This is a genomic window from Rhodococcus ruitaii, from assembly GCF_055230935.1.
Genome location: NZ_JBUYWC010000010.1, coordinates 161847 through 175204 on the forward strand (window position 1 = coordinate 161847; position 13358 = coordinate 175204).

Here is a 13358-nt window from a genome sequence, read left to right on the forward strand (position 1 = left end):
GGATCACTGCTCCACCGGTGTGCCCATCACACCGAGGCTTTCAGCGCCTCCTGGTCACCAGATGACGATGTGTTCCTGCGGTCCGTTGACCATCGGGTCGCCCGGTGCACAGCCGAAGGCGTCGGCGAAGCCGGGCACGTTGACGAGGACTCCGTTGACACGGACCGAGGGAAGCGGATGCGCGTTGTGCATCTGCGCCTCCGCCTCCGAAAGGATCATCTTCTTCCGCAGGACCCGGGCGTAGCTGATGTAGAGCCACTGCCGGGAGGTGTAACCATCGATCACCTCGTCACGTTCGGGAAGGCGATCGACGATGTCGGCGACGGTGTTGATGCCGCCGAGGTCCGCCACGTTCTCGCCGACACTGGATTCCCCGTCGACGTGCAGTTCGGGCTTCTCCGGAATCGGCGTGTAGGCATTGTACTGGGCGATCAGCCTGTCGTTGAGGCGGGTGAACTCGGCGGCATCACGCTCGGTCCACCACTCCGCCTCGTTGCCGTCGCCGTCGTATCTGCTGCCCTCCCGGTCGAAGGCATGGGTCAACTCGTGTCCGATGATGTAACCGACCCTGCCCAGATTCAGTACCGTGTCGTCCTCGTCGTCGAAGAAGGGTGGCTGCAGGAACGCGGCCGTGACCTGGATCGAGTTGGTGATCGGGTTGTATGCGGCGTTCGTTCCGTACGACGCCAGTCCACTCGACGTCGATTCGAGTTCGGCCTTCGTCTTCCCGACCAGATCCCGCAGGTAGGCGAAGTTGTTCTCCCGGGACGTCATGATGGACCGGTAGTACTCGCCGGTCACCGTGGGAGTCGATTCCGGCATCGTGGGCCACTGATCCGGGTAGCCCACCTCGATCGAGATCTGCTCGAGCTTCTCCAGCGCTCGCGTCCGCGTCTCGGACTCGAGCCACTGAGCGTTCGAAAGCCGTTGACGGAAGGAGTCCTTGACCAGTGCGATGAGTTCGGATGCGCGACGCTTCTCGTCGGGGCCGAACACGTAGCGCGCGTAGGCCTGGGACATGCGGGCGGGGTCGGCGAGGAGAACGCCGGACAGGGCCTCCTCGTGGAAATCGGCATCGGGGTCGGGTGGGGTGACCCCCATCGAGCTGGACTCGAATGTGGTTCTGGCCGAAAGCAGTTCGCTGCTCAGGTAGGGGGATGTCTTGGCGATGAGGTTGATCGTGAGGTACGCCCTCCACTGCTCGACCGGCATATTCTCGACGGCTTCGGCGAAGACCCGCAGCGCGTTGGGGTTGGTCAAACTCACGGTCTCGGTCGGCACACCCACGGCGTCGAAATAGTCCTGCCACTCCAGATCCGGGGTGAGTGCCGTCGCGTCCTCCAGTGTCAGCACCGGGGCGACGTCGTACGTGGACGAGCTGTCGTCGACCTGGTCGACGGCGCTCAGGGCGTCCGACATCTCGAGGTAACGATCGGTTTCGCGAGGGATGTCGTCCGGTGCCACTCCGGCCGATCGCAGGACCGTGTCGGTGTAGGTCCGGAAGAGCCGGACCGCCTCGTCGCGTTCGGCGGGATCGGCGTCGTCCGTCTTCGGCGGTGGTCCGAAATAGGGAAGTGTCAGGGTGACGCTCGGTGTCGCCACCTCGTCACCGGTCGGCCGGCCCGGATCGAACATGATCAGCGGCTCCAGATTCCGCGCCGAGTCCCGGAACAGGTAGAAACGCACATCCGTGGGAGACTCGATCGCGGCGATCGAGGCGAGGTCGTCAGCGATCGGAGTAACACCCAGCGCATCCCGGGTATGCCGATCGGTCGCCTCGGCATACAACGCCCGAGAGTTGTCGAGATCGGGATCGGTCACCTCGGAGAAACGCCCGTCCGCCCGGAGCATCGCCCGCAGATCGCCGGTGACCTGTTCGTCGACACCGTCGATCGCGCCGATACTCCGCTTGCCCGCAGGGATTTCCGTGTGGTCCAGCCACCTCTTGTTGACGAAGGAATAGAAGTCGACGCACGGGTTCACGGTGGTGTCGAGTTCGTCGGCGTTCCGACTCGTGGCCATCTGCACCTGTTCCGCGGGTGCAGCGCAGGACACGACACCGAACGCCATCAGGACACAGACCGGTACCGCGACGAATCGTCGGGGCGAAGGTGTGGAAAGCATACGTCGAGACACTCACCTTCTCTGTTCGTTCCGTAGAGGTGCTGCCATCTCATCGGACGCGACGTTGCAGAGTTGTAAGCAGAAAGCCGATGCCCGGTGCGTCCTACGCCGACGCGGTCGGCAGGGAAACGGTGACGTGGAGTCCGCCGGCAGACCGGGCCCGCACGGTGAGAGTGCCGTGGTGGACGTCCACGATGCGAGCGACCAACGCCAGGCCCAAGCCGTACCCTCGTTCCCCCGGCGAGGGGTTGCTGACCCTCCCGGCGCCACGCAGAAAGGGCTCGTGCAGGCGGGCCGCTTCGTCGTCGGTGTAGCGCGGACCGTCGTTCTCGATGTGCAGTACGACGCTGTGGGGCCCGTCGGGACCGGTCCGGACGATCATGTCGCCACCGTCGACGTTGTGGCGGCACGCGTTCTGGACGAGATTGACCGTGAGCTGCGCCAGCAGGGTCGGATCCCCGGTGGTCGTTGCGGCATCCAGTTGTCGGTGGACACGAATCTGTTCGTGGTCGGCTTCCGGGGCGCACTCGTCGAGAGCGGTGGCTGCCAGGAGTGCCAGGTCGATCGGCTCGGATCGCGCCGGGGTGGATTCGGCGTCCGCCAACCTCAGCAGCGCCTCGCAGATGCCGATGGCCCGAGTGTTGGTGATGGCCAGTCGTTCGATGAGCTTCGCGACGTCGTCGGTGTGCTGACGACGTTTGGCCACGTCCAGCAGCGTGGCGGTCACCGCGAGGGGGGTGCGGAGTTCGTGCGATGCGTTCGCCGCAAACCGCTGCTGCGCCTCGAACGCTGTGCTCAACCGGTCGAGCATGTCGTCGAAAGAATCTGCCACCTGGCGGAATTCGTCGTTGCGCCCGGTGAGTGCGATCCTCTGGTCGAGACGCCCGGTCGCCGCGACCCGGGCCGCGTCGTTGATCCGGTGCAGCGGATGCAGTACCCACCCGGCCAGCGCCCACCCGCCGCTCACACCGATGAGACCCAGCGCGACCAGGATCGCACCGGACACCCGGACGACGACGGCCAGAATCTCCTCTCGTGACGCGACAGCGACCCCTTCGTCGCTCGGGTTCGCCGCCGTCAGCGGATAGTCGGGGACGTAACGCAGGACCACGTAGACACCGGCGAGGACGACCGCCCCGGCCGCGACCAGGAACACCGCGTAACTCATCGCCAACCGCAGACGCGCGCTGACGCGCCGTGCTGCGGGGCGGCCGCGCCGCTCAGTCATCAGGACAAGAGGACTCGGTCAGTCGGTATCCGGCGCCCGGCACGGTGCTGATGAGATTCGGCGGCCCCAGCGCCTTGCGCAACGTGGACATCGTCACACGGGGCGCACTGGTGAACGGATCGACATGCTCGTCCCACGCCTTCTCCAGCAGCGTCTCCGCACTGACCACGCCACCGCCGGCCCGCATCAACAACTCGAGGACCGCGAACTGCTTGCGGGTGAGCTTCACATATCGTCCGCCCCGGTACACCTCTCGTCGGAACAGGTCGAGACGCAGGTCACCGAACTCCAGGACCGGCGAGACCGCCTCCCGCGGTCGGCGGGCCAGCGCATGCAGACGCACCACGAGTTCCTCCAGCGCGAACGGCTTGGTGAGGTAGTCGTCGGCACCCAAACGGAATCCGCCGACCTTGTCCGTGAGCCGCGTCGCGGCGGTGAGCATGAGGATCCGGACCGACGGATGGTCGCGGGTGACGATCCCACACACTTCATCGCCGTGCGTGCCGGGAATATCCCGATCCAGCACGATCACGTCGTAGTCGTTGACGGCGATGCGCGCGAGTGCAGCGTCCCCGTCGGCTGCGATGTCCGCGGCGATGGCGTCCTGCTGCAACCCGTCTCGCAGTGCTTCAGCGAGGAAGAGTTCGTCCTCGACGATCAAGACACGCATCGGTGACCATGCTCCTTCTGGCGGCGGGGACGGCACAGCCGAGTCTATTCGGGCCGATTGTTGCGGAAATGTTTCGAAAACGGCAGACGCCGCCGAAACACGCCGACCGGTGAAGTGGGGGACGCGAGCGCCACCGACCCCCGACGGCGCAGAACGAGAGGACCCCCCGTGTCTACCTGGTCGAAACGGCCGATCCGACTGGTTGCCGGTGCGCTTGCGGCGGGAGCCGCAGCAGCGATGGCTCTGACCGCGTGCGGTTCGTTCCCCAGCGAACCGATGGTGCTGCGGACGCTGTTTCCCGGCTCGGCGTCACTGTCCGAGATGCTCGGCCTCGACGGCGCAGGCGGCCACATCGAACCGGGCAGTTCGATCTCACCGTTCGACGATCGGCATCCGGCCATCGCCAATCTGGACCCTGGCCTGCGGGATGCCGTGCAGCGAGCAGCCGAGGACGCAGCCGCTGACGGGGTGCAACTGATGGTCAACAGCGGCTGGCGCAGTGCGGCGTATCAGCAATCGTTGCTCGACGATGCCGTCCGCACCTACGGCAGCATGGAAGAGGCTCGCCGGTGGGTGAACACGCCGGAGCGTTCGACCCATGTGACCGGCGACGCGGTGGACATCGGCCCCACAGACGCCTCCAGTTGGCTCTCGCAACACGGATCCGACTACGGGCTGTGCCAGACCTACGCCAACGAAATGTGGCACTTCGAGTTGGTGGTGGCTCCCGGAGAGACCTGTCCGATGCAGATCGACGACCCGACGACCGGCTGAGCCTCCTGGACGGTATGCCACTGTCACCTTCCGAACGGTCTCGAGCATAGGGTTGCACCATGTCTTCTCGCGTAGCGCTCGTCCCCGGAACTCCCACTCCCGTCCGCTCCGTTCCCATGCTCATCGAGCGACCCGAGTACGTGTGGAAGCCGACCGCGAACGAGGGCAGCGAACCGTGGGTGCAGACGCCGGAAACCATCGAGAAGATGCGTGATGCCTGCCGCATCGCCGCCCGCGCCCTCGCCGAGGCCGGTGCCGCCGTCGCACCCGGCGTGACCACCGACGAACTCGACCGGATCGCGCACGACTACATGTGCGACCACGGCGCGTACCCGTCGACGCTCGGCTACCGAGGTTTCACCAAGTCGTGCTGCACCTCGCTCAACGAGGTGATCTGCCACGGGATTCCGGACACCACCGTGATCGAGGACGGCGACGTCGTCAACATCGACGTGACCGCCTACATCCACGGTGTCCACGGCGACACCAACGCCACCTTCCTCGCCGGCGATGTGTCCGAGGACGCACGGCTGCTCGTCGAGCGCACCCGCGAGGCGACGATGCGGGCGATCAAGGCCGTCAAGCCGGGACGAGCGCTCAACGTCATCGGCCGAGTCATCGAGTCGTACGCCAACCGGTTCGGCTACGGTGTCGTGCGCGATTTCACCGGCCACGGCATCGGCGAGACGTTCCACAACGGGCTGGTGATCCTGCACTACGACCGCCCCGACATCGACACCATCATCGAGCCGGGCATGGTGTTCACCATCGAGCCGATGATCAACCTCGGCACACCCGACTACGAGATCTGGGATGACGGCTGGACCGTGATCACCAAGGATCGCAAGTGGAGCGCCCAGTTCGAGCACACACTCGTCGTCACCGAGACCGGAAGTGAGATCCTCACGCAACCCTGAGTCGAAGGTGTCGACGTGAATGTGCACGGAATGTTCGGGCGTGTAGCGTTTGCGCGCATGGAAACCAGGACGGTGAGCGCCCCCGGGGGGAGCGTTCGGGTGCACGTTTCAGGGCCCGACAGTCGGCATACTGTGCTGCTGCTACCCGACGCCGGAGAGTCCGCAGGCGTGTACGACGTCGTGTGCGAGCGACTGCACAATTCGGATCTACGCACGGTCGTCGTCGACGTCGTCGACGGCCTCGGTCCGGCCGACGTGTTCGCGATACTCGATGACCTGACGCTGCCGTGGGTGCACCTCGTGGGCAGTGGAGCCGGTGCCGAACTCGCGTGGGCAGTCGCGGCAGGACGATTCGGACGGTTCGCGAGTCTCGTCGTCGCCGAACGCGGACACCCGGCGGTCGCGGACGTCGACGGCACCGTGCGCGACGCTTCCGCGCCGGCCGCCGAGGTCCCGACCACCATCGTGATCGGGAGCGCCGCGCGGCGGGCGGAGGCCGATGGCTCGATGCGCTACGTCACGGGGGAATTCCGCATCGTCGAACTCGATGGTGTCGAGAACATCCCGGCGCATGCGCCGGCAGATTTCGCGTCGGCGATCGCGCTGCGCACCGGAAGCTGGTAGACCGACGGCACCTCCCGGAGCGGAAACCTCGGGAGGTGCCGTTCGCCTGTCGGGTCAAAGACCCAGCAGAGCATTCTCGACGAGCTCGGGCAACGCCGGATGGATCCAGTACTGCCCGGTGGCCATCTCCTGTGTTGTCAGACCGAAGCTCATCGCCTGGATCAACGGCTGGATCACGGTGGAGGCTTGTGCTCCGATGATGTGTGCGCCGAGTAGCAGGCCGGTGGAGCGATCGGCGATCAGCTTGCAGAAGCCCGCGGTGTCTTCCATCGCCCAGCCGTAGGCGACGTCGCCGTAGTTCTGGACCTTGACCGAGATGTCATACCCGGCTGCGCGGGCCTGTTCCTCCGTGAGCCCGACGGTTGCGATCTGTGGATCGGTGAAGACCGCCGCCGGCACGAACCGATGATCGGACCGTCGGAGCTCCGATGTGTCGCCGGCCCACGCATCATGGAGAAGGTTGTGTTGCACGATTCGGGCCTCGTGGTTCGCGACGTGCTTGAGCTGGTGCGACGACGATACATCGCCGAGCGCGAACACACCCCGTGCGGTGGTGCGCTGGAACTCGTCGACGACGACGCGGCCTTCGTCGTCCACCTCGATCCCCGCCTTCGCAGCGTCGAGCAGATCGCCGTTGGGGTCGCGACCGGTCGCAACCAGCAGCGCGTCGCCGGAGACGACGGAACCGTCGTCGAGTTCGACCTCGACACCGTCGCCGACGGGCCGGAACTGCCGAGCCGGATTGGCCAGGTGCACGTCCCACTTCTCGCGGGCCAGCGACGTGAAACGCTCGGAGACCTCGGTGTCGAGGTGGCGCAGCAGCGCGCCGCTGCGTGCGATCACCGACACCCGGGTGCCCAGCGCGGAGAACACGTGCGCGAACTCCATGGCGATGAATCCGGTGCCGAGAATCACCAGTGATTCGGGGAGCTTCGGCAGACGCATGATGTCGTCGCTCGTGTGATAGCGCACGCCGCTGTCGAGCACGGTCTGGGGGACCGTCGCGCGCGAGCCCGCGGCCACGACCACCTGGTCTGCGGTGATGGTCTCACCGGTGCCCGTGTCGATCGTGCGGTCACCGACGAATCGAGCATGCCCGTCGTACACGGTGACGTTGGTGCAGTCCTCGCGACGGTAGCGTTCGCCGCCTGCTGCGATCGGGTCGATCCGCCCGAACACGCGGTCGACGATGTCGTTCCAGCGCACACCGTCGATCGAGGCATCGACACCGTACTTGCCGGCTGTGCGGATGGTGTGTGCAACGTCGGCGGCATAGACGTACATCTTGGTCGGGATGCACCCGACGTTGAGGCAGGTGCCACCGAAGGTGCCTTCTTCGAGAATCGCGACGCGCTTGTCGTCGTAGCGCTCGTCGATGAGTGAGTTACCCGATCCGGTGCCGATGATCGCGAGGTCGTAGTGGGTCACGCATACTCTCCCGTGGTTCGTGGTCGGGCGTCGTCCGCCCGGGCGCCGGCGGTCTCGTCCCCGGTCCTGTGACCGTCCAACCATGCCAGCCACAGGTCCAATTCCCGCAACGCCTCACTCAGCGGCTCGGGTGTGGAAAGGAACACATCGTGCCGAGCGCCGTCGATGGGCACGATCGTCGTCCGGTTGCCGAGGCACCCCGCCCACCGGGCGATCTGCCGGACATCGAGGACTGCATCGACGGTGTCGATCGAGGGATCGTATGCGGGCGCCGAACCGCTTTTCCCTGAACGCAGGATGAGCGACGGCACCCCGATATCGAGCCCGCGGTGCAGTTGCGCGTGTCCGTGCCGGACCGCGCGGATCCAGCCGAACCTGATCGGGAATCCCGTCAGCGGTTTCCAGTCGAGGTCGTAGGTCCAGCCGCCGTGTTGCAGGCTCGTCCCGTAGGTGTCGAGTTTCTGGCCCGGGACCGCATCCTTGGGCCGGATCCGGCCGAGGAGATCGATCGCAACCGTACCGATATTGCGCAGATAGGACGGTCCCTGCAGATCGAACCACGGGCTGTTGAGGATCAGCCCCGTCACTCCGGCTCCGGGGGCGCCGCCCGGACGCCGCTGGAGCCGGTCGAGCCACAGGGGGAGCACGAGGCCGCCGGTGGAGTGGGCGGCGAGCAGGACACCGCCGCTCACCTCGTCACGCACGAGGCGCAAGGCCCGATCGAGTTCGGAATCGTAGAATTCCAGGTCGGTGACGAAGTGGGGGGTGTGCTCGGATCCACGTGAGCGTCCGCATTTGCGCAGGTCCAGTGCGTAGAAGCGGTATCCTCGTGCGGCGAAGTATTCGGCCAGGTGCTGTTGGAAGAAGTAGTCGGTGAAACCGTGGACGTAGAGAACGGCACGATCGGGAAGATCGACGTCGCCCGGCTGATATCGGACGAGCGTCGCGCTGATCTGACCTTCCCCGTCCGGGTCGGCCCCCAGAGGTAGACTGAGCTGCTGGTATCCGTCACCGAGAATGTCGGGCTGCCAAGTTGTCACTATCACACTGTATGGGTGACCGCGGTCGGCGGAAATGGGTCCACAATTGGGTGAAATGAAACGCCGGTCAACATCCGGGTAACCTGTTCGTCGCAGTCGGCACGATCGTGGTGATCTCGGTGTACGAGAGCGTCCATGTCCGTGTACGGGATACTCACGCGGACGGAACACCACCGGGGCGGCGCGTGCGAACAGACAAGGAAGTCGATTTCCCAGTGTCAGAGAACGTAGTGGCGAAGACCGATGTAGTGCTCGTAGGTGCGGGCATCATGAGTGCGACCCTCGGAGCGCTGCTGCGCCAGCTGCAGCCCGAGTGGTCCATCACGGCGTTCGAGCGGCTCGACGCCGCCGCCGCGGAGAGCAGCGACCCGTGGAACAACGCGGGCACCGGGCACTCCGCCCTGTGTGAGCTCAACTACACCCCCGCGAAGCCCGACGGATCGGTCGACATCACCAAAGCGATCAACGTCAACGAGCAGTTCCAGGTGTCGCGCCAGTTCTGGTCGTACGCGATCGACAAGGGAATCCTGTCGGACCCGAAGAACTTCATCAATCCGATTCCGCACGTCAGTTTCGTGCACGGCGCCGACAACGTGAAGTACCTGCGTGCCCGCTATGACGCCCTCGCCGGCCATCCGCTCTTTGCCGACATGGAGTACTCCGAGAGCCCCGAGTGGTTCTCCGAGCGTCTGCCGCTCATGGCCACCGGGCGCGACTTCTCCGACCCGGTCGCGCTGAACTGGACCGAGACCGGCACCGACGTCGACTTCGGTGCCCTCACCAAACAGCTCGTCAACAACCTCGCGGCGTCCGGCGGCACCGTCTTCTTCGGTCACGAGGTCACCAACCTGACCAAGCAGTCCGACGGCAGCTGGATCGTCAAGGTTCGCAATCGCCGCACCGGCGAGGCTCGAAAAGTTCACGCGAAGTTCGTGTTCGTCGGAGCGGGGGGCGGCGCCCTGCATCTGCTGCAGAAGTCCGGCATCAAGGAAGCCAAGGGCTTCGGTGGTTTTCCCGTCTCGGGGGCGTTCCTGCGTTGCACCAACCCCGACGTCATCGCTCGCCACAGCGCGAAGGTCTATGGCAAGGCCGCTGTCGGTGCACCCCCCATGTCGGTGCCGCACCTCGACACCCGCGTCATCGGCGGCGAGCAGGGGCTGCTCTTCGGTCCATACGCCGGCTGGTCGCCGAAGTTCCTCAAGCAGGGCGGTGTGATGGACCTGCCGAAGTCGGTCAAGCCGAACAACCTGATGTCGATGCTCGGCGTGGGCGTGACGGAACTCGGCCTCGTCAAGTACCTGGTCAGCGAGCTCAGTCAGTCGCCCGCCGACCGCATCGTGACGCTGTCGGAGTTCGCCCCCGAAGCTCGGCTCGAGGACTGGGAGCTCATCGTCGCCGGTCAGCGAGTGCAGGTCATCCGTCGTAAGGGTGCCGGCGGTGTCCTCGAGTTCGGTACCGCAGTGGTCAACGCCGCCGACGGAACGATCGCGGGCCTCCTCGGTGCGTCGCCGGGAGCATCCACCGCTGTCCCCGCCATGCTCGATGTGCTCGAGCGGTGCTTCCCGCAGCAGTGGGCGGGGTGGCAGCCGAAGCTCGAGGAGATGGTTCCCTCGCTGGGCGTCAAGCTGTCCGACAACCCCGCGCTGTTCGAACGGATGTGGGACTGGAGCACCAAGGCTCTCGAGCTCGACGTCGCGTCCCATCCGGTGCCGACTGCGCCGGTCGAGGCTGCTGCTGTCTGACACTCGCACGTATCGTCCCAGGCCGGTCTGCACCCAGTGGGAGCGGACCGGCCTGAGTTCCATCTGATCGGAAAGTGGGGACCACCGAGTGCCAACCGAGAATGCCGACGAGACGAACTACCTCGTCGGCCTGAATCTGTCCGGGCGCCGTGTCGTCGTGGTGGGAGGTGGTTCCGTTGCCCAGCGCAGGCTCGGACTGCTCGCGTCGTCGGGTGCGGACATCCACGTGGTCGCGCGGGTCGCGACGCCGGTGATCGAAAGCATGGCGGCGAAGGGGCGGATCACCCTCGAACTCCGTGACTACGTCGAGGGTGATCTCGACAGCGCGTGGTACACGATGGCGTGCACCGACGAACCCGCCACCAATGCCGCGATCGTCGCGGAGGCCGAACGACGCCGGGTGTTCTGTGTGCGTGCCGACAACGCCCGAGAGGGAAGCGCGGTCACCCCTGCGACAGCCCGGCACGACGGCCTGACCGTCGGCGTGCTGGCAGGCGGAGACCACCGGCGTTCGGCCTCGGTCCGCACCTCGATCCTCGATGCGCTCGCCGGCTCGGGCACCTCGGTGATCTCCGACACCGGCAGCAGGCCGGTCGGTGTCGCGCTGGTCGGCGGCGGTCCGGGCGACCCCGACCTGATCACCGTCCGCGGCCGTCGGCTGCTTGCACAAGCCGACGTCGTCGTCGCCGACCATCTGGCGCCGCAGTCGCTGCTTGCTGAACTCGGTCCGCACGTCGAGGTGATCGACGCTGCGAAACTCCCCTACGGCAGGGCGATGGCGCAGCAGGCCATCAACGAGATCCTCGTCGGTCGTGCCACGGCGGGGAAGTTCGTCGTCCGACTCAAGGGCGGCGATCCGTACGTGTTCGGACGGGGCTTCGAAGAACTCGAGGCGTGCGCCGAAGCGGGTGTGCCGGTGACGGTCGTGCCGGGCATCACCAGTGCGATCTCGGTGCCGTCCGCGGCCGGAATCCCCGTTACTCACCGCGGGGTGACCCACGAATTCGTGGTGGTCAGCGGCCACGTCGCACCCGGCCATCCGGATTCGCTGACCGACTGGGAAGCACTCGCGAAACTGCGGGGCACCCTCGTACTGCTGATGGCCGTGGCGCGCATCGAACAGTTCGCCGGTGCGCTGATCGCGGGTGGACGGTCTGCCGACACCCCCGTCTCGGTCGTGCAGGAAGGGACGCTGCGAAGCCAGCGAGTGCTCCGAGCCGACCTCGCGACCGTGGCTGCGCGTGTCCGCGAGGAAGACATCCGCCCACCCGCGATCATCGTGATAGGCGCGGTTGCCGGATTCACGACGGAAGGTCCGTGACGTGACCGATACTTCGAAACTGATGACCGCGCGCGCCGTCGCGGTCGCGACACTTGTCCTGAGTGGGCTCCAGCTCATGGTCGTGCTCGACGGCACCGTCGCGAATCTCGCGCTCGCACCCTTGCAGGCCGAACTCGGACTCTCCGATGCCGGACGCAATTGGGTCCTCACCTCGTACGCGCTGGCGTTCGGTGGCCTGATGCTTCTCGGCGGGCGCCTCGGCGACAGCTACGGCCGTAAGAAGATGTTCATCGCCGGGGTCGGGGTCTTCACCTTCGCGTCCCTGTTGTGCGGAATCGCGAGCAACGACGTGATGCTCATCGGCGCGCGAGCTTTGCAGGGCGTAGGCGCCGCCATCGCGTCACCGACAGCCCTAGCCCTGGTCGCGACCACCTTCGCGGCGGGTCCTGCGCGCAACCGGGCGATCGCGGTGTTCGCGGCGATGACGGGCGTCGGATCCATCGCGGGCCTGATTCTCGGCGGGGCGCTGACCCAGGTGTCATGGCGATGGATCTTCCTGATCAATGTGCCCATCGGTGTGCTCATCGTGGTGCTCGCGGTGATCTCGCTGCGAGAGACCGCGGGAGAGCGGCTCACACTCGATGTGCCCGGCGCGATCCTCGCGACCTTGGGATGTACGGGGTTGGTGTTCGCATTGACCGAGGGTCCCGGATTGGGCTGGACGAGCCCCGTGGTGGTAGGGGCGTTCATCGCCGGTGCGGTACTGCTCGGAGCGTTCCTGTTGGTCGAGCGGCGCGCCGAGAATCCGCTGCTCCCGTTCGTGCTGTTCCGGAACAAGGACCGCGTCGCAGTGTTCGTGTCGATTTTCTTCGCGGGCGCCGTGATGTTCAGCCTCGCCGCGTTCGTCGCCTTGTTCGTGCAGGACATTCTCGGCTACACCCCGCTGCAGGCGGGCCTCGCATTCGTTCCGTTCGCGTTCGGTCTCGGTGGCGCGGCTGCGGTGGCGTCGAGACTGGTGGCCCGGATCCAGCCGCGCTGGCTGATCGTCACCGGCACGGTCATCATGACCGTGAGCCTGGTGTACGGGTCGGGAATGGATCATGACGTTGCGTATTTCCCGACCCTGTTCATCCTGGTGCTCATCGTCGGGTTCGGCGTCGGACTCGCCTCCGTCCCGCTCCCGCTGTGTGCCATCGCCGGCGTGGGCACCCACGAGATCGGGCCTTTGTCGGCGGTCGCCCAGGTCGCTCAGACCCTCGGTGGCCCGGTGGGCCTCGGCATCATCGGTTCGCTGGCGACGTCGCGGACGTTGTCACTCGGTGGTACGTCCGGCCCGGTGGCAACGATGACGGACGCGCAGATCACCGCCCAGGGGGAGGGCTACCTGTTCGCGCTCTTCGGCTGCGCAGTGTGCGCGGTGATCGCGGGTATCTCGGCACTGTTCATCCGGTTCACACCCGAACAGGTCGCGCAGGCCCAGGAAGCGGAGAAGGTGTCCCAGACAACCTGAATCGCACGGGTGGCAGACC

11 protein-coding genes are annotated in these 13358 nt (G+C 66.1%); 6 read left to right on the plus strand and 5 right to left on the minus strand.

What is annotated here, in order from left to right:
• Positions 1-54: 54 nt before the first annotated feature.
• The 3 genes from ACZI8W_RS14895 to ACZI8W_RS14905 all read right to left on the minus strand — a co-directional run bounded on the left by ACZI8W_RS14895 (position 55) and on the right by ACZI8W_RS14905 (position 4022).
• Positions 55-2124, minus strand: coding sequence for a M13 family metallopeptidase (locus ACZI8W_RS14895; RefSeq protein ID WP_463369268.1), 2070 nt, complete (start codon positions 2122-2124; stop codon positions 55-57).
• Between the two features lie 103 nt (positions 2125-2227).
• Complete coding sequence (locus ACZI8W_RS14900; RefSeq protein ID WP_463369269.1) at positions 2228-3352, minus strand: sensor histidine kinase; 1125 nt, start codon at positions 3350-3352, stop codon at positions 2228-2230.
• On the minus strand, positions 3345-4022 hold the full coding sequence (locus ACZI8W_RS14905; protein ID WP_463369270.1) for a response regulator transcription factor: 678 nt from the start codon (positions 4020-4022) through the stop codon (positions 3345-3347). The genes ACZI8W_RS14900 and ACZI8W_RS14905 overlap by 8 nt, the downstream gene beginning before the upstream one ends.
• 168 nt (positions 4023-4190) lie before the next feature.
• On the opposite strand from ACZI8W_RS14905, the gene ACZI8W_RS14910 reads away from it, so the two are divergent.
• Genes ACZI8W_RS14910 through ACZI8W_RS14920 form a run of 3 tightly spaced genes read left to right on the plus strand, consistent with a single transcriptional unit; the run spans position 4191 to position 6337 of the window.
• On the plus strand, positions 4191-4796 hold the full coding sequence (locus ACZI8W_RS14910; RefSeq protein WP_463369271.1) for a M15 family metallopeptidase: 606 nt from the start codon (positions 4191-4193) through the stop codon (positions 4794-4796).
• Between the two features lie 59 nt (positions 4797-4855).
• Positions 4856-5713, plus strand: a complete 858-nt coding sequence (gene map, locus ACZI8W_RS14915; RefSeq protein WP_463369272.1) for a type I methionyl aminopeptidase — start codon at positions 4856-4858, stop codon at positions 5711-5713.
• A 57-nt stretch (positions 5714-5770) separates the two neighbouring features.
• Positions 5771-6337 (plus strand): alpha/beta fold hydrolase, encoded by a 567-nt coding sequence (locus ACZI8W_RS14920; protein ID WP_463369273.1) that lies wholly within the window; start codon positions 5771-5773, stop codon positions 6335-6337.
• 54 nt (positions 6338-6391) lie between these two features.
• Here the strand turns inward: ACZI8W_RS14920 and mtr are convergent, their stop codons facing one another.
• Both mtr and ACZI8W_RS14930 read right to left on the minus strand, forming a co-directional pair.
• The gene (gene mtr / locus ACZI8W_RS14925; protein ID WP_463369274.1) at positions 6392-7765 is read right to left on the minus strand and encodes a mycothione reductase; all 1374 of its coding nucleotides are present in this window, start codon (positions 7763-7765) and stop codon (positions 6392-6394) included.
• Complete coding sequence (locus tag ACZI8W_RS14930; RefSeq protein ID WP_463369275.1) at positions 7762-8805, minus strand: alpha/beta hydrolase; 1044 nt, start codon at positions 8803-8805, stop codon at positions 7762-7764. The genes mtr and ACZI8W_RS14930 overlap by 4 nt, the downstream gene beginning before the upstream one ends.
• Before the next feature lie 215 nt (positions 8806-9020).
• Here ACZI8W_RS14930 and mqo point away from each other — a divergent pair, with 215 nt between their 5' ends.
• From mqo to ACZI8W_RS14945, 3 genes are all read left to right on the plus strand, one after another.
• Positions 9021-10547 (plus strand): malate dehydrogenase (quinone), encoded by a 1527-nt coding sequence (mqo, locus tag ACZI8W_RS14935; RefSeq protein ID WP_463369276.1) that lies wholly within the window; start codon positions 9021-9023, stop codon positions 10545-10547.
• A gap of 88 nt (positions 10548-10635) precedes the next feature.
• A complete protein-coding gene (gene cobA / locus ACZI8W_RS14940; RefSeq protein ID WP_463369277.1) occupies positions 10636-11868 on the plus strand; it encodes a uroporphyrinogen-III C-methyltransferase in 1233 nt (410 codons plus the stop codon).
• A gap of 22 nt (positions 11869-11890) precedes the next feature.
• Complete coding sequence (locus tag ACZI8W_RS14945; protein WP_463369361.1) at positions 11891-13339, plus strand: MFS transporter; 1449 nt, start codon at positions 11891-11893, stop codon at positions 13337-13339.
• The last annotated feature ends 19 nt before the right edge of the window (positions 13340-13358 follow it).